The 15,320-nt window shown below is 72.7% G+C and carries 17 protein-coding genes; 10 read left to right on the forward strand and 7 right to left on the reverse strand.

Annotation, left to right across the window (positions count from 1 at the left end; genetic code table 11):
- Window positions 1–87: 87 nt before the first annotated feature.
- Window positions 88–1,140: a hypothetical protein gene (locus tag ACWCPF_RS31775; protein ID WP_451048552.1), complete on the reverse strand. Its 1,053-nt coding sequence runs from the start codon at window positions 1,138–1,140 to the stop codon at window positions 88–90.
- Between the two features lie 145 nt (window positions 1,141–1,285).
- On the opposite strand from ACWCPF_RS31775, the gene ACWCPF_RS31780 reads away from it, so the two are divergent.
- Window positions 1,286–1,726 (forward strand): DUF4442 domain-containing protein, encoded by a 441-nt coding sequence (locus ACWCPF_RS31780; protein WP_451048646.1) that lies wholly within the window; start codon window positions 1,286–1,288, stop codon window positions 1,724–1,726.
- 264 nt (window positions 1,727–1,990) lie between these two features.
- Here ACWCPF_RS31780 and galU read toward each other — a convergent pair whose 3' ends face one another.
- A complete protein-coding gene (galU, locus tag ACWCPF_RS31785) occupies window positions 1,991–2,929 on the reverse strand; it encodes a UTP--glucose-1-phosphate uridylyltransferase GalU (protein ID WP_451048553.1) in 939 nt (312 codons plus the stop codon).
- Window positions 2,930–3,363: 434 nt separating this feature from the next.
- On the opposite strand from galU, the gene ACWCPF_RS31790 reads away from it, so the two are divergent.
- Complete coding sequence (locus tag ACWCPF_RS31790) at window positions 3,364–5,322, forward strand: ricin-type beta-trefoil lectin domain protein (protein ID WP_451048554.1); 1,959 nt, start codon at window positions 3,364–3,366, stop codon at window positions 5,320–5,322.
- A 72-nt stretch (window positions 5,323–5,394) separates the two neighbouring features.
- Here ACWCPF_RS31790 and ACWCPF_RS31795 read toward each other — a convergent pair whose 3' ends face one another.
- The gene (locus ACWCPF_RS31795) at window positions 5,395–5,811 is read right to left on the reverse strand and encodes a hypothetical protein (RefSeq protein ID WP_451048555.1); all 417 of its coding nucleotides are present in this window, start codon (window positions 5,809–5,811) and stop codon (window positions 5,395–5,397) included.
- Window positions 5,812–6,013: 202 nt separating this feature from the next.
- On the opposite strand from ACWCPF_RS31795, the gene ACWCPF_RS31800 reads away from it, so the two are divergent.
- Window positions 6,014–6,682, forward strand: coding sequence for a DedA family protein (locus ACWCPF_RS31800; RefSeq protein WP_451048556.1), 669 nt, complete (start codon window positions 6,014–6,016; stop codon window positions 6,680–6,682).
- A gap of 102 nt (window positions 6,683–6,784) precedes the next feature.
- On the opposite strand, the gene ACWCPF_RS31805 is transcribed toward ACWCPF_RS31800, so the two are convergent.
- Window positions 6,785–7,312: a gamma carbonic anhydrase family protein gene (locus tag ACWCPF_RS31805; RefSeq protein WP_451048557.1), complete on the reverse strand. Its 528-nt coding sequence runs from the start codon at window positions 7,310–7,312 to the stop codon at window positions 6,785–6,787.
- Window positions 7,313–7,432: 120 nt separating this feature from the next.
- On the opposite strand from ACWCPF_RS31805, the gene ACWCPF_RS31810 reads away from it, so the two are divergent.
- From ACWCPF_RS31810 to ACWCPF_RS31820, 3 genes are all read left to right on the forward strand, one after another.
- A complete protein-coding gene (locus ACWCPF_RS31810) occupies window positions 7,433–8,230 on the forward strand; it encodes an acyltransferase (RefSeq protein ID WP_451048558.1) in 798 nt (265 codons plus the stop codon).
- A gap of 63 nt (window positions 8,231–8,293) precedes the next feature.
- Window positions 8,294–8,866: an XRE family transcriptional regulator gene (locus ACWCPF_RS31815; protein ID WP_451048559.1), complete on the forward strand. Its 573-nt coding sequence runs from the start codon at window positions 8,294–8,296 to the stop codon at window positions 8,864–8,866.
- A gap of 45 nt (window positions 8,867–8,911) precedes the next feature.
- Complete coding sequence (locus ACWCPF_RS31820; protein ID WP_451048560.1) at window positions 8,912–9,469, forward strand: YbaK/EbsC family protein; 558 nt, start codon at window positions 8,912–8,914, stop codon at window positions 9,467–9,469.
- Window positions 9,470–9,471: 2 nt separating this feature from the next.
- On the opposite strand, the gene ACWCPF_RS31825 is transcribed toward ACWCPF_RS31820, so the two are convergent.
- A complete protein-coding gene (locus ACWCPF_RS31825) occupies window positions 9,472–10,611 on the reverse strand; it encodes a cation diffusion facilitator family transporter (protein WP_451048561.1) in 1,140 nt (379 codons plus the stop codon).
- Window positions 10,612–10,691: 80 nt separating this feature from the next.
- Between ACWCPF_RS31825 and ACWCPF_RS31830 the strand changes: the two genes are divergently transcribed.
- Window positions 10,692–11,051, forward strand: coding sequence for an ArsR/SmtB family transcription factor (locus tag ACWCPF_RS31830; RefSeq protein ID WP_451048562.1), 360 nt, complete (start codon window positions 10,692–10,694; stop codon window positions 11,049–11,051).
- A gap of 44 nt (window positions 11,052–11,095) precedes the next feature.
- Here ACWCPF_RS31830 and ACWCPF_RS31835 read toward each other — a convergent pair whose 3' ends face one another.
- Together ACWCPF_RS31835 and ACWCPF_RS31840 are read right to left on the reverse strand one after the other, a co-directional pair.
- On the reverse strand, window positions 11,096–12,304 hold the full coding sequence (locus ACWCPF_RS31835) for a 4-hydroxybenzoate 3-monooxygenase (RefSeq protein WP_451048563.1): 1,209 nt from the start codon (window positions 12,302–12,304) through the stop codon (window positions 11,096–11,098).
- A 46-nt stretch (window positions 12,305–12,350) separates the two neighbouring features.
- Window positions 12,351–12,758: a CoA-binding protein gene (locus tag ACWCPF_RS31840; protein ID WP_451048564.1), complete on the reverse strand. Its 408-nt coding sequence runs from the start codon at window positions 12,756–12,758 to the stop codon at window positions 12,351–12,353.
- 206 nt (window positions 12,759–12,964) lie between these two features.
- On the opposite strand from ACWCPF_RS31840, the gene ACWCPF_RS31845 reads away from it, so the two are divergent.
- The 3 genes from ACWCPF_RS31845 (at window position 12,965) to ACWCPF_RS31855 (ending at window position 14,957) form a co-directional block, all read left to right on the forward strand.
- A complete protein-coding gene (locus ACWCPF_RS31845) occupies window positions 12,965–13,714 on the forward strand; it encodes a hypothetical protein (RefSeq protein ID WP_451048565.1) in 750 nt (249 codons plus the stop codon).
- Window positions 13,711–14,268 carry a SixA phosphatase family protein gene (locus ACWCPF_RS31850; RefSeq protein ID WP_451048566.1) on the forward strand — a complete coding sequence of 186 codons (558 nt, stop codon included), beginning with the start codon at window positions 13,711–13,713 and terminating at the stop codon, window positions 14,266–14,268. The genes ACWCPF_RS31845 and ACWCPF_RS31850 overlap by 4 nt, the downstream gene beginning before the upstream one ends.
- A gap of 62 nt (window positions 14,269–14,330) precedes the next feature.
- The gene (locus tag ACWCPF_RS31855) at window positions 14,331–14,957 is read left to right on the forward strand and encodes a YigZ family protein (protein WP_451048567.1); all 627 of its coding nucleotides are present in this window, start codon (window positions 14,331–14,333) and stop codon (window positions 14,955–14,957) included.
- Window positions 14,958–15,320 lie beyond the last annotated feature (363 nt).

Below are 15,320 nucleotides of genomic sequence, written 5' to 3' on the forward strand. Positions count from 1 at the left end.
TGGACGTGCCACGATGTGCCGTCGTTGCGCTGCGGCGCCGTCGGGGCTGGTCGCGCAGTTCCCCGCGCCCCTTCGGGGCGCTGCCGCTCAGCGTTCCGTCGGCGTTCCGTTCAGGCGCACGGTGCTGAGGATCTGCATGATCGTGGCCTTGGGGAGCTCTTCCTTCACGCCCTTGGCGGCGTACAGGTTCCACGACACGTAGTCGCCGTTGGAGTTCTTGAAGCCGAACGTGATCGCCTTGCCGTCGCTGTCGCACTTGCCCTTCTGGGGCGTGTTCGTCGACTGCGCCCAGGCGTAACTGCCCACGATGCCGGAGGCGGTCGTGAACGCGGTGGCCTTCTTGTCGAAGGTGATGCTCTTCCTGTCCGGCTCGGTGTAGCCGCCGAACACCCACCACGCGGGCCCGTTCACCGCGATCTCGTCGGTGGTCTTGGCCCCTTCGGCGCCCTTGCTGCCGACCATGGCCAGCGGGGTGTCGTCGGTCTTGCCGTCCTTGTCGGCGTCCGTGGAGCACCACTTCGACTTGAACTCGGCCGTGCCGCCCATCAGGATCCGGTCGTAGCCGTCGGTCTTGGTCTTGTCCTCCCACTCGAAGCCCTGGCTGAGCCCCGGCTTCTGGACCTCCCAGTCGGCCGGCACGTCGAAGGCGATGCCCCACTTGGGGTTCACGACGACCTTCCAGCCGGCGACCGTCGCCTTCTCGGTCTCGCTGCTGCGCGGGTTGTCGTCCGTGCCGGACGAGCCGGACGCCGAGGCGGACGCGGATGCCGTCGGACTCGCGCTGCCCTTGGCCACGTCGGCCGGGTCGTCGTCATCGCCGCCCAGCACCAGGAACCCGGTGACCGCGGCGGCCACGACGACGGCCGAGGCGGCGACGATCGCCACCAACTTCGTCCGGTTGCCACCGCCACCGCCGGCACCGCCGCCCGCACCGCTGCCGCCGGGCCCGACGGGCGGCGGCGTCGGTGCGCCCGGGGGCGACTGGGCGCCCCACTGCGGTTGCTGCGCATAGGGGTTCGGCTGCTGCTGGTAGCCGGGTTGCTGATACGGATTCGGCTGCTGGTATCCCGGCTGCTGGTACGGATTGTTCTGCGCCTGCGGGTTCTGCTCTCCCCCGGGCGGCTGCTGTCCTGGCCACATGGCCAGAAACACTAGTGCCGTTCGGGACACGGTTCGGTCACCGGTCCTTGTCAGGGACGTACCGAATCCGGCGATCGATCATCGCGACCGGTCTGGCCAGCGGAAGCTACTCATAGGTAACATCGCTGGCATGAGCGCAGACCAGATGTCCATCGGCGAGATGCTCGCCGCCACCGTGCCCATGGCCCGGACCCTCAACCTCCAGTTCCTGGAGGCCGGTCCGGAGAAGGCCGTGGTCGCCCTGCCGGACCAGGGCGAGTTCCACAACCACGTGGGCGGGCCGCACGCCGGCGCGATGTTCACGCTCGGCGAGTCCGCCAGCGGCGCGATCGTCCTCGCCGCGTTCGGCGAGCAGCTCTCCCGGGCCGTGCCGCTCGCCGTCCGCGCCGAGATCGCCTACCGGAAGCTGGCGATGGGCGCCGTCACCGCGACCGCCACGCTGGGCCGCCCGGCCGCCGAGGTCGTCGCGCAGCTCGACGCGGGAGAGCGCCCCGAGTTCCCGGTCGCGATCGAGATCCGGCGCGCCGACGGGGCCGTCACCGGCGAGATGACGGTGATCTGGACGCTGCGCCCCAACAACGGCTGAGCGGCGTTCGCGCGAGACGTCGAGAGCCGACGGGTGTCGATGAGCTGACGGTGCCCCGGTCGTGGCGTGCGCCGCCGCCTGGGCACTTGGGCCGGTATCGATGCCGGTGCGGCGGTGCGGCGGTGCGGCGGTGCGGCGGTGCGGCGGTGCGGCGGTGCGGCGGTGCCGCGGTGGGGCCGTGCGGCCGTGCGGCGGTGGGGCCGTGCGGCCGTGCGGCGGTGGGGCCGTGCGGCCGTGCGGCGGTGGGGCCGTGCGGACCTGTGGTCAGGCCGCCAACTGCCCCTGCTCCGGGCGGCCGTCCTCCAGGCCCGCCACGAACTCCTTGAGCCAGGCCACGAACTCCGGTCCCAGGTCGGGCCGGTCGCAGGCCAGCCGGACGACCGTGCGCAGGTAGTCCGCCTTGTCCCCGGTGTCGTACCGGCGGCCCGAGAAGATCACTCCATGGACCGTGCCGCCCGCCGCGAGTTCCTGCAAGGCGTCGGTCAGCTGGATCTCGCCGCCGCGGCCGGGCTCGGTGCGCTCCAGGACGCCGAAGACGGCCGGGTCCAGGACGTAGCGCCCGATGACCGCGTACCGGCTCGGCGCGTCCTCGCGCGCGGGCTTCTCCACCAGGCCCGTGACGCGCACGACCCCGTCCTCGCCGGACGGCTCCACGGCCGCGCAGCCGTAGAGGTGGACCTGCTCCGGCGGTACCTCCATGAGCGCGACCACACTGCCCGCGTAGCGCTCGCGGACGTCCAGCATCCTGCTGAGCAGGGTCTCGCGCGGGTCGATGAGGTCGTCGCCGAGCAGCACGGCGAACGGCTGGTCGCCGACGTGGTTGCGGGCGCACAGCACCGCGTGGCCGAGGCCGAGCGGATCGCCCTGCCGGATGTGGTGGATGTCGGCGAGCCGAGCCGGGTCGCGCACGGCGTCCAGCCGCACGGTGTCGCCCTTGGCGGCGAGCGCCTGCTCCAGCTCGAAGGCGTGGTCGAAGTGGTCCTCGATGGCCCGCTTGTGCCGGCCGGTGACCATCAGGACGTCGTCCAGGCCGGCGGCGGCCGCCTCCTCGACCACGTACTGGATGGCCGGCTTGTCGACGACCGGCAGCATCTCCTTCGGGGTCGCCTTGGTGGCGGGGAGGAAACGGGTGCCGAGACCGGCGGCCGGGACGACTGCCTTGCGAACACTGGGTGCGGAGTGGGGGGCGCTCATGCGGATCATGGTGCTGCACGGGGATGGGAGTACGCAGAGAGTCCTCTCTGAGATTCCTGTGCGCCGCCAGGTCGTCGGGTCGCCAGGTCGCCAGGTCGTCTGGTCATTGGGCCGTAAGGGCGCCGAGCCGCCGCGCCGGAAGTTGGAGATTCCGTGTGCCATCCGGCTTTCCTCGTACACAAGTTGAGTCGGGCGGTCCGGCAATTTTCGAATGCGGGTGCGGATACCGCCGGTAACTTATCTGAAATTTCTGCGCTTTGAACTTGGGTCACTCGAACTCCTTGTTTCCTGTGAGGCGCGTGTGCGAAAGTGAGCCTCCCCTTACGGATGGGTCGGATCGGGCCAACATGCCTGGTCAGGCCAAAGGTACGCACCAATCAGGCACCTGCTTTCCGACGACGCGTTCCTCCGTGCCGTTCGTCGGCTTGGAAGGAAATGGTTTAGTGCATTCCCCGAACCCCCCACGCCCGCCCCACCCGCCCCGCCCCGGCCGGCCCCCCGGGGATTCCGACCCCGAACTCGCCGCCCGACTGTCCGAGGACGACGGACGGGCCCGCGCGATCGCCCTGCTCTTCGCCCGGCACTGGCGAGCCACCCACGACTACGCGACCGTCTGCCTGGCCGGCACCGAGGACACGGCGCGGCTCGTGGCCGCCGCCGCGTTCCACGAGGTGCTCGGCAGGCTGACGGGCCGACGCACCGAGGGCGCCCTGCGTCCCCAACTCCTCGTCGCCGTAAGGGAGACGGTCCGCGAATGGGCCGGCGCCGAACGGGTCGCGGCCGTTCTCCCGGAGCTCAGGAAAACCGTCGGCGGCCGTGGCCTGCGCGCGGCCCGACCGGGGACCGCCGAAAGGCGTCAACTCGCCGAGCGCGCTTTCCAGTTGCTCCCGAGCGCCTCCCAATGTCTGCTGTGGCACACGGAGGTGGAGGCGGAACCCATATCCGTACCGGCCGGTCTGTCGGGCGTGGACGACAACACCGCGGCGGCCGTACTGGAACAGGCGCGTGAACAATTCCGGGCGGGCTGTGTACGCGCCCACCGCGAACTCGCGCCGACGAGCGAATGCCGCTTCTACAACCGCCTCCTCGACATTCCCCTGCGGCGCGGCGGCAGCCTGCTGCCCGATGTCCGGCAGCATCTCGGGCACTGCCGCTTCTGCCGGCACGCCGCCGAACAACTCAGCCATTTCGACGGCGCGTTGGACGTGCTGCTCGCCGAGACCGTGCTCGGCTGGGGCGCCCGCCGCTATCTCGACTCACGCCCCGGACGGGCGGCCGCCGCCGACGCGCCGACCCGGCCCGCGGGGGTGCGTCCGCTCGCCGGAGCGCGTCCGCCGGCCGGGGGCGGCCGTCATCGCACCACCTCGGCCGGTCTGCTCGACCTGCCGGCCAGACGGCCCAATGCCGTGCTCGTGGGCGTGGGGCTGACCTCCCTCGCGCTGGTCGCGACCGTCTTCGTGGCCAAGGGCTGGTCCGACGACAACGGCGTCCCGGTTCCCGGGGCCACCTGGGGCGCGCCCGTCGGCGGGCCCAACGCCCCGACCGTCGGCGGGCGGGGCGTCCCCGGCGGCTCCGACGATCCGTCGTCCGCCGGATCCCCGTCGGCCGCCCTGGCCTCCCGGGAGGCCGAGGCCGCGCACGGAAGGCTGCGCGGCCCGGACACGGGGCTCTGCCTCGACGTGCCCCGCGGACGGGTCGAAGCCGGTGCGGCGATCATCTCGGCGCCGTGCTCGCGGGCGGCGTCCCAGCAGTGGTCCTACCAGGACGACGGTCTGCTGCGCAGCGCCGCCGACCCGACGCTCTGTCTGGCCGCCGACCCCGACCGCCGCACGACCGCCCTGGGGTGGTGCCTCGTGCACTCCGGCGAGACCTTCTTCGACCTGACCGTCCGCGGCGAACTGCTGCTGCGCCGGGACGGGAATCTGGTCGTCGCCCGCGGCGCCGGCGGCCCGGGGAAGGCCGTCGTGGTCACCGAGCGGGACGGCTCCGCCGGTCAGCGGTGGGTGTTCGACGCGGCCGTCGCGGCGGCGGGCGAACCCGGCCCGGAGGCACGGAAGCCGGCGGAGCCGCCGGGTCCGGACGCCCCCGACGTCCCGGGCGCCCCGGAGGGGAAAACGCCGCCGATACCGGGACCGATCCCGCGCAGCGCCCCGCCGCTCGCGCCCGGCACCGCCCCCGGACCCGCCCAACCCGCCCCGTCCACACCGGAGTTCGGGACGAGGGCCGTCCAGGTGGGCTGCTGCGACACCTCGCCCGGCACGTCCCACGACACGCCCCCCGACCCGGCCGGGATACCCGCCGTGCCCCAGCTACCCCAGCTACCCCAGCTACCCCAGCTACCCCGGGTGTCCGATGTGCTGAGCGAAGTCGTGGGGACCGTGATCAAGTCCCTCGGCCGCTGAACCACGAGACCGAAGGAGGGGCCGCACGAGGGGAGCGGCTCCTCCTTCTTCCTGCCGGCGGCCGGCCGGGTGCTACGACGTGCAGACGTCCTTCAGCTCGGCCGCCGCCTTGTCGATGTCGCCGGAGTCCGGCCGCTCGCCGTTGAGGATGTCCTGGTTGTAGTCCTCGATCGCCTGCCGGAGGTCGTCGACGGCCTTGTCGACCTTGCTGCCGTCGCTGTCGTCCGACTCGTCGTTCTTGTCGTTGATCTTGTCCAGGTTCTTCTCGATGGTGTCTATGGAGTCATCGGTCTTCGTCGGATCCTCGATCGCGTCCGCACCGGCCCTGTTGATCGCCGTGATGCTGTCCGTGATGTCGTCGGCGTTCGAGAGGCAGTCGATCGAGTCGTCGAACTCGCAGCCGGTGAGGAGGCCGGCGGTCAGCGCGAGGGCTGCCGCGGCGGTGGCGATGACGGCAGTACGGCGTCCGCGTCGGCGGTTCACGGCCATGGGAGGTGTCCTTTCGGGACGGTGCGCAGAGGGTGGCTTCTTCGTCCTCCACGATCACGTGGCCGAGCCGCCGTCACGAGGGACCGCACCCCCGGATCCGTGGTGTAGCGCGCTACACCACGGGACTTACGGGCCCCGGCCGACCCGGTAGGCTTCCCGCAACGCAAGGCTGCCCAGGGACGTCAAACGGGAGGAACCCGCGGTGCACGTGCAGGAATGGCTCGACACAGTGCCCGCGGTCGCCGTCTATGCCGTGGTCGGCCTGGTCATCGGCTTCGAGAGCCTCGGCATCCCGCTGCCCGGGGAGATCATCCTGGTCTCGGCCGCGCTGCTGTCCTCCCGGCACACCGGGATCGACCCCGTCGTCCTCGGCGCGTGCGCCACCGCGGGCGCGGTGATCGGCGACTCCATCGGCTACGCCATCGGCCGCAGGGGCGGACGCCCACTGCTGGCCTGGCTCGGCCAGAAGTTCCCCAAGCACTTCAGCGAGGGGCATATCGCCACCGCCGAGCGGTCCTTCGAGAAGTGGGGCATGTGGGCCGTCTTCTTCGGCCGGTTCATCGCCCTGCTCCGCATCTTCGCCGGCCCGCTCGCGGGCGTCCTGCACATGCCCTACTGGAAGTTCCTCATCGCCAACGTGCTCGGCGGCATCGTGTGGGCGGGCGGCACGACGGCCGTCATCTACTACGTGGGCGTCGTGGCCGAGGCCTGGCTGAAGAGGTTCTCGTGGCTGGGGCTGGTCCTGGCGGTGCTGATCGGCGTGGCCTCGTTCCTGGTCGTCAAGCGCAAGGCCAAGAAGGCGCAGACGGAGGCGCATGCGCCCGGCGCCTCGCGCGAGGCGGAGGCGGCGCCCGTCGCGGCTGCCGAGTAGCCCGCACGAGCAGCCCGTGCGAGCCGTCGTGCGAGCAGCCCCCGCGAGCAGTCGTGCGAATGCCCGTGCGCGTGGCCCGCGTCGCTCTCGTGATCAGCGTGACTACTCGTGGATCTTCCTGTGGGCCTTGGCCAGGTCCGCGTACAGGGTCCCGTTCAGCGTGACCCCCTGACGCTCCTCCTCCGTCAGCTCCCGCTTGACCTTGGCCGGCACGCCCGCCACCAGTGACCCCGGCGGGACCTCCATCCCCTGGGGCACGAGCGCCTGCGCGGCGACCAGCGAACCCGCCCCGATCACCGCCCCGTTGAGTACGGTCGCCCCCATGCCGATCAGGGAGTCGTCCCCGACCGTCGCCCCGTGCACCACGGCGTTGTGGCCGACGGAGACCCGCTCGCCGATGGTCACCGGGAAACCCGGGTCGGCGTGCAGCGTCACGTTGTCCTGGATGTTGGCGTCCCGGCGGACGGTGATCCGCTCCACGTCACCCCGTACGACGGCCCCGTACCAGACGCTCGCCCCCGCCTCCAGCGTCACGTCCCCGATGACCGAGGCGGTCGGCGCCACGAACGCCTCCGCGTCGACCTCGGGTTCCCTGCCGCCGATGCCCACGATCAGCGCCTTGTGCGTCATCACCGTCTCCTTCACGTCACCTCGTGCCGGTGGTCTCCCGGCACCGTACGCCACCGCGTAGGGCGAAGATCACAGGGCTCCTGTCCCTTGGCGGCAGCGCGTGCTGAGTACGGTGAGCGGGTGCCGAAGCGCAGGAACACGTTCTCATCATGGCCGCGTCGCCTGGGGCAGCGGGCCGTCCACGCGGGCTGGGCCTGGGTGCAGCGCACGGGCTCCGTCACCGCCGAGCACCCCGGACGCTTCCGCTTCGGGTCGATGGGCGAGGGCACCCGGCTCGCCTTCCCCCTCGGCACGGTGTTCGGGGAGCCGTGGATCCACGTCGGCGCGCACTGCATCGTCGGCGAGCAGGTCACCCTGACCGCGGGTCTGATGCCCGACCTCGACCTCGGTCCCGATCCGATCCTGCGCCTCGGCGACGGCGTGGTCCTCGGCCGGGGCAGCCATGTCATCGCCGACACGACGGTCACCATCGGCAGCGACTGCTACTTCGGCCCGTATGTGTACGTCACGTCCACGAACCACTCCTACGACGACCCGCACGAGCCCATCGGCAAGCAGTGGCCCCGCATGGAGCCCGTGGAGATCGGCCCGGGGTGCTGGATCGGCACGGGGGCGGTGATCCTGCCGGGTGCGCGGATCGGCCGGAACGTCGTCGTCGCGGCCGGGGCGGTGGTGCGCGGCACGGTCCCCGACCACTCGGTGGTGGCGGGCGCGCCCGCGAAGGTCGTCCGACGCTGGACCCCCGCCGAGGGCTGGCAGCCCCCGCTGCGCACCCCGCCCCCGGTCCCGATACCGGACGGCGTCACCTCGGACCAACTGGTCGCCCTCTCGGAGCTGGACGAGGAGACGGCGGCGCGCCTGGCGGAACTCGACGACGCGACCGCGGCCCACCTCGCCCGGCTGAAACCGGAGAGCTGACACCACGCAGTACAGTTCGGTGCACGATCGGGTGCACCACACCGTATTCCAGGGAAGTGAAACGTGTCGGACCTCGACCTGCTGACCCAGTCCTTGGCGCGCAACGTCAAGCACTGGCGCGCGGTGCGGGGCTTCACCCTCGATGTGCTCGCCGCCCGCGCGGGCGTCAGCCGCGGCATGCTGATCCAGATCGAGCAGGCCCGCACCAACCCCAGCATCGGGACCGTCGTCAAGATCGGCGACGCGCTCGGCATCAGCATCACCACCCTGCTCGACTACGGTCAGGGCCCCAAGGTCCGGATCGTCCCGGCCGATCAGGCCGTGCGGCTGTGGCACACGGACGGCGGCAGCTACAACCGGCTGCTGGCCGGCACCGAGGCGCCGGGCCCGCTGGAGATGTGGGACTGGCGGCTGATGCCCGGCGAGAACAGCCCGTCCGATCCGCATCCCCTCGGCACGGTCGAGCTCCTGCATGTCACGGCGGGTGAGCTGACGCTCACCGTGGACGGCGTCGAGTATCGCGTCCCGGCCGGTTCGAGCGTCTCCTTCGAGGCCAACGCCCCGCACATCTACGGCAATCAGGGCGAGGCGCCGATGGAGATGATGATGGCCGTCTCGGTCCCGCCCGTGCCCTGAGACACCCGTACGGGGGGCCGAGGGCGCGGCTGTTAGCGTGCGGTCATGCGCGCACCCATCGGTCATTTCGACACCGCCCTCCCCGCCCCAGACGCCCTGGACGAGCTGCCGGCCCCGGTCGCCGACGCCGTACGCGACTGGAGCGGCTCCGTGCCCGCCGATCAGCTCGTCTACGTCGACACCGATCCGCAGTGGGCCGACACGGCCGTCTTCGTGGAGCACTACGGTCGCGAGCTGCTGGAGCAGTCCGCGAACTGTGTGGTGGTGGCCGGCAAGCGGGGCGGCGAGACGACCCTCGCCGCCTGCCTCGTGCTGTCCACCACCCGGGTCGACGTCAACGGCGTGGTCCGCCGCCAACTCGGCGCCCGCAAGGCCTCGTTCGCCGCGATGGACACGGCGGTGGGGGAGACCGGCATGGAGTACGGCGGCATCACCCCGATCGGACTGCCCGCCGCCTGGCCGCTGTTGGTCGACTCCGCCGTCGTCGACCTGCCGTACGTGCTGGTGGGCAGCGGGCGTCGGCGCGGGAAGCTGCTGGTGCCGGGCAAGGCGTTCGCCGAACTGCCCGGCGCGGTGGTCCTGGAGGGGCTCGGCGTCGCCTGACCTCAGGCCGCCATGTGGTGGGCGAGGGGGTCGTGCGGGTCCGCCTCGCCCGGCACCGGCGCCGGATCCGCGTGCACCAGGGCCGCCGTGAGCCGCGGCACGGCGTGCAGCAGGGCGTGTTCGGCGTCCACGGCGATCGCATGCGCCTGACGTACCGTCACCTCGCCGTCCACGACTACCGCCACCTCCGCGCGCAGCCGGTGCCCGATCCAGCGCAGCCTCAACTCGCCCACCGCACGCACCCCTTCGACCTCCCGCAGGGCCCGCTCGGCCCGGTCCACCAGGGCCGGATCGACGGCGTCCAGCACCCGCCGGAACACCTCGCGCGCCGCGTCCCGCAGCACCAGGGCGATCGCCGCGGTGATCGCCAACCCCACGATCGGGTCGGCGAGTTGCCAGCCGAGGGCCGAGCCGCCCGCGCCCAACAGCACGGCCAGCGAGGTGAATCCGTCGGTGCGGGCGTGCAGGCCGTCCGCGACCAGCGCGGCCGAACCGATGTCCCTGCCCACCCGGATCCGGTAGCGGGCCACCCACTCGTTGCCCGCGAAGCCGACGAGCGCGGCCACCGCGACCGCCGGGACGTGCGTGACGGGCCGCGGATCCAGCAGCCGGTCGATCGCCGCCCACCCCGCGAAGGCCGCGCTCGCGGCGATCGTCAGCACGATCGCGATGCCCGCCAGGTCCTCCGCCCGGCCGTAGCCGTAGGTGAAGCGGCGGGTGGCCGCCCGCCGGCCCAGGACGAAGGCGATGCCCAGCGGCACGGCCGTCAGCGCGTCCGCCGCGTTGTGCACGGTGTCGCCGAGCAGCGCCACCGACCCGGACAGCACGACCACCACGGCCTGCGCGACGGCCGTCACGCCCAGCACGGCGAGCGAGATCCAGAGCGCGCGCAGGCCCCGGGCCGAGGACTCCAGCGCCGAGTCCAGCTTGTCGGCGCTCTCGTGGGAGTGGGGGGTGAGGAGGTGCGCGAGGCGGTGGCCGAGGGAGGGGCGGTGACGCGGGTGCTCGTCTGCGGAGCCCTGCCCGTGACCGTGACCGTGCTCGCGGTCCTGCCCGTGCTCGTGGTCATGCCCGTGGCCGTGCTCGCGGTCGTGGCCGTGCCCGTGTTCGTGGTCGTGTTCGTGGTCGTGCGGCTCGCTCACGTCGATCCCCTTCCGGTTCCGGCGGCTCCGGTCGTACGCCGAGGTGGACGCGCGTGTGCCCACGAGGCCATTATGTGCGTATGAGCGCACGCATGCACCTGTCACCTGCACACCATGCGCATCCGCGCACCCCCGGCGAGGAGCAGTTCGCCCTCGCCGCCGAGCTGCTCGCCCTGCTCGGCGACCGCACCCGCCTCACCCTGCTGCACGCGCTGACCTCGGGCGAGGCCGACGTGACGACGTTGACGGAAGGGTGCGGGGCGGCCCGGCCGGCCGTCAGCCAGCATCTGGCGCGGCTGCGGCTGGCCGGGCTGGTGAACACCCGAAAGGAGGGCAGACGGGTGATCTACACCCTCTCCGACGGCCATCTGCGCCGGCTGCTGGACGAGGCGCTGAACGTTGCCGACCACCGGCTCGGCGACCAGCCGGTGCACGACTGACCGGTGCACGACTGAGCGGGCGCGCGACTGACCGGGCGTGCGACTCAGTAGCGCTCGGCCGTCCCGAGGTACTGCTCCGCGAAGGCGGCCGCGGCGGCGGGCGACGTGAACAGGCGGCGCAACCGGGCGAAGGTGGTGCCCGCGCGGAACGAGTCGCCGGCCGCGGGCCCGTGGTAGACCTCGGACAGCCAGTGGGAGAACTCCTGGTAGTCCCACACCCGGCGCAGACACGCCTGCGAGTAGCCGTCCAGCCCGGCGTCGTCGCCGCCGTCCAGGTGCGCGACCAGCGCGTCGCCCAGCAGGAAAGCGTCGTGCAGCGCGAGGTTCATGCCCTTGGCGGCGATGGGCGCGACGAGGTGGGCCGAGTCCCCGGCCAGGAAGAGCCGCCCGTACGTCATCGGCTCGACCACGTAGTCGTGCATGTCCAGGACGCGCTTCTCGATCAGCGGCCCCTCGGTGAGCGGCGGGGCGTCCGCGCCGGCGAGCCGCTGGTGCAGTTCGGACCAGACGCGGTCGTGGGACCAGTTCTCCGGGTCGTCGCCGGGCGGGCACTGGAGGTAGTACCGGGTCACCTCGGGGCTGCGGGCCATGTGCCCGGCGAACCCGTTGCGGTGGACGCCGAACAGGACGCAGTCGGAGGACGCGGGCGCCTGCGCGAGCAGCGCCAGCCAGCCGATGCCGTAGTCGTGCCGCGCGACCCGCGCGTGCCGGGCCGGCAGCGCGGCCCGGCTCACCCCGCGCGCACCATCCGCGCCGACGACGAAGTCGCAGCTCAGCAGCCGCCGTTCACCCGTGTCCGGGCAGGTGTACGACACCGAGGGCCGGGCCGTGTCGAGATCGTGCAGCTCGACGTCGGCCACCGAGAAGCGGGCGTCGCCGCCGCGCACGTCCACGTACTCCTGGACGAGGTCCGTCACCAGCAACGGCTGCGGATACACCCAGTGGTGATGTCCCGTCAGATCGGTGTAGGAGAAGCGGTACCGCTCGCCGCCGAAGCGGAACTCGCAGGCCGAGTGCCGCTGGGCGCGCTCCAACAGGTGCCCGGCCAGGCCTCGTTGCTGGAGCCCGCGGACGGCCCACTCCTCGATGACGCCGGCGCGCGGCCGGCGCTCGATGAACGCACGGCTCTCCGTCTCCAGTACGACACAGTCGACGGACGCGGCCCGCAGGATGTTGCCGACGGTGAGACCCGCGGGCCCCGCGCCCACGATGACGACCGGGGTGCGGTGGGGGGAAGGGGAGTTGGTGGTCACCCGCACATTATGGGCGCGGGGGAGGCGCGGGAAGCCGGTCGGCGGGTCAGCCCAGCCGGGGGATCTCGATCGCCGGGCAGCGGTCCATGACCATCTCCAGCCCCGCGGCCCGGGTGCGCTCGTAGGCCGCCTCGTCGACGACGTCGAGCTGGAACCAGACCGCCTTCGCCCCCTTGGCCACCGCCTCGTCGGCGACGGCGCCCGCGAGGTCGCTGTTGACGAAGACGTCGACGACGTCCACCTCGAAGGGGATGTCCGCGAGAGAGGCGTACCCCTGTTCCCCGTGGACCGTCTCCGCCTTCGGGTGGACGGGCACGACCCGCTTGCCGAAGCGCCGCAGCACCTCGGCGACGCCGTAGGCCGCACGCCCACGGTTCGTCGACAGGCCCACCACGGCCCAGGTGTCGCCGAGTCCGGTCAGAATCCTGCGGATCGTTGCCTCGTCGCCGTACACGGCGGCCTCCTTGCGTTCGGGCAGGAACGGTTCCCTCCCTCTGAACAGTCTGCGGCGGCCCCCGATTCCGGCCCCCTCGATTCCGGCCCTGATTCCGGCCCCCGATTCCGGCTCCCGCCCGCGAACCCGTGCCCGCTCCCCGGCACCTATGGGGCACGGTCGCTGTTCTGCGACTTGACCGGCCCCACAGGCCATAGGCTCGCCCTGTGCTGCGCATCATCGACGCCCGAACGGGCGAAGCCGTCGTCGCCACCCCCGTCCGGCGGGGCCTGACCCGTGTGGAGGCGCATGCCTCGGGGTACGGGGCCGGATCGCTCCGGGTCCTGCTCGTCGCCGACCTGCTCGTCCGCGCGCTGGAACTCGGCGGTACGCCCGTTCGGTCCCTGCTGACCGGAGAGCGGGACCAGGCGGAGCTCCGGGCGGGGGCCACCGCCCTCGGCATGCATCCCTTCGAGGGCGGCCGCGACCTCGGCGCCGGAGCGGGCTTCGGCGAGGCACAGGTGCTGCACGTGGTGGGCGAGGAGGGCCGGGCCCCGGACGAGGTGAGCGTCGCCGTCGCCCCGGTGGCGGGGACCCTGCCCGCGGGACCCGTGACGGGCGCGGCGCCGGACGCCGACCCCGCCGCCCTGCGCCTCGCCCTCCTCACCAGGCCGCGCACGGAGCCCCTCCGGCTCGACGCCGTCGCCCTGGGCGAGGCCCGCGACACCCTCGTACGCTGGAGGAGGGCCGTCGCCGACTGGGCGCGACGGCCGTCGCGGCCGGTTCCCGACGACCTGCGCGGGCGGCTGCGCACCGCATGGGAGGACGATCTGGACGTGCCCGAGGTACTGCGCGTACTGCGCTGGGTGGAGGACGCCGGACCCGAACTGCCGGACGGCGCCCGCTTCGAGACGTACGCCTACGCCGACCGGCTGCTCGGCCTCGAACTCACCCGCGAAGTGGGAGCCCCGGCGTGACGGGGCCCGGCGGCGGGACACCGCCGCGTCGGCTGGTGGTGCTGCGGCACGCCAAGTCGGCCTGGCCGGACGACGTCCCCGACCACGAGCGGCCGCTGGCCCCGCGCGGTCGCCGGGACGCGCCCGTCGCGGGCCGGGTGCTCGCCGAGACCGGCTGCGTCCCGGACCTGGCCCTGTGCTCCACCGCCGTCCGCGCCCGCCGGACCTGGGAGCTGGCCGCCGCCGAGTGGGACGCCCCGCCCCCGGTGCGCTTCGACCCGCGGCTCTACGGGGCCGACGTGCCCGAGATCCTGGACGTCGTCCACGAGACGCCGGCCGACGTCGGGACGCTGCTGCTGGTCGGGCACAACCCCGGCCTGGAGGAACTGGTCCTCGACCTGGCCGGGGGCGGCCTGGACGACGCCCTGGACGAGGTACGGCTGAAGTTCCCGACCTCGGCCGTCGCGGTCCTGGCCTGGTACGGGCCCGACTGGCGCGCCCTGACCCCCGGCACGGCCCTGCTGACGTCGATCACCGTGCCGAGAGGCGAGAAGCCGCACCGGCACGAGGGCTGACCGACGGCGTACCGGCTGGCAGGCGAATCGGCGTACCGGCGAGCACCGCATACGCTGGCCGGATGCAGGACGAGTACCGCACCGTCGCCCACGCGGGCGTGCACGAGACCGAGGTCAACCGCTCGCGCTTCCTGTGCGCCCTCGCCCCGGCGGCCACCGAGCAGGAGGCCCAGGACTTCATCGCGTCCGTCCGCAAGGAGCACGCCGACGCCACCCACAACTGCTGGGCGTACGTCATCGGCGCCGACGCCTCCGTGCAGAAGGCCAGTGACGACGGCGAGCCCGGCGGCACCGCGGGCGTCCCGATGCTCCAGATGCTGCTGCGCCGGGACATGCGGTACGTCGTCGCCGTCGTCACCCGCTACTACGGCGGCGTCAAGCTCGGCGCGGGAGGGCTCATCCGGGCCTACGGCGGCGCGGTCGGCGAGGCCGTCGACGCTCTCGGCACCCTCACGCGCCGCCGCTTCCGGCTCGCCACGGTGACCGTCGACCACCAGCGGGCCGGCAAGCTCCACAACGACCTGCGCTCGACCGGCCGCGAGGTGCGGGACGTGCGCTACGGCGAGGCAGTCACCCTCGAGATCGGCCTCCCGGACGCCGACGTGGACGCCTTCCGGGCCTGGCTCGCGGACGCGACGGCGGGGACCGCGGTGTTCGAGCTCGGCGGAGAGGCGTACGGCGACGCGTGACGCGTGCCGGTAGGGCAGACCCCTTTGGCGGAACCCGTCGGCGGCCTCGCGGTATCCATGGAGGCTGACGTCGGCACGGCCTCGGTGCACTACCCCGACCTCGATATGTCCGAGGACATCCACGAGTCCGGGGTCACCTGGGAGTCCGAAGCGACCGACGACCTCGGCCAGGTCCTCCGGGCGGTCGCCGCCTGGCGGAGTTCCCGTTCATGGAGCCGGGACCGCCACCCGCGAAGGCCCCATCGGACGTCGGTGACGCTCCGGTCGGGCCTTCGCCGGTGTCGGGAGGAGCTAGCGTGGTGGGTGTTGACGACGAGCCGTACGGGTTCGTGCCGGTTCCAGAGACGGAGTAGGGGCAAAACG

This window comes from Streptomyces sp. NPDC001858, from assembly GCF_053594615.1.

What these genes read in the sequence shown, in the direction of transcription:
- ACWCPF_RS31775 (WP_451048552.1), bottom strand. Translation starts at nt 1,140, where the DNA reads ATGTGGCCAGGACAGCAGCCGCCCGGGGGAGAGCAGAACCCGCAGGCG.
- ACWCPF_RS31780 (WP_451048646.1), top strand. Translation starts at nt 1,286, where the DNA reads ATGTCCATCGGCGAGATGCTCGCCGCCACCGTGCCCATGGCCCGGACC.
- galU (WP_451048553.1), bottom strand. Translation starts at nt 2,929, where the DNA reads ATGATCCGCATGAGCGCCCCCCACTCCGCACCCAGTGTTCGCAAGGCA.
- ACWCPF_RS31795 (WP_451048555.1), bottom strand. Translation starts at nt 5,811, where the DNA reads ATGGCCGTGAACCGCCGACGCGGACGCCGTACTGCCGTCATCGCCACC.
- ACWCPF_RS31805 (WP_451048557.1), bottom strand. Translation starts at nt 7,312, where the DNA reads ATGACGCACAAGGCGCTGATCGTGGGCATCGGCGGCAGGGAACCCGAG.
- ACWCPF_RS31820 (WP_451048560.1), top strand. Translation starts at nt 8,912, where the DNA reads ATGCGCGCACCCATCGGTCATTTCGACACCGCCCTCCCCGCCCCAGAC.
- ACWCPF_RS31830 (WP_451048562.1), top strand. Translation starts at nt 10,692, where the DNA reads ATGAGCGCACGCATGCACCTGTCACCTGCACACCATGCGCATCCGCGC.
- ACWCPF_RS31855 (WP_451048567.1), top strand. Translation starts at nt 14,331, where the DNA reads ATGCAGGACGAGTACCGCACCGTCGCCCACGCGGGCGTGCACGAGACC.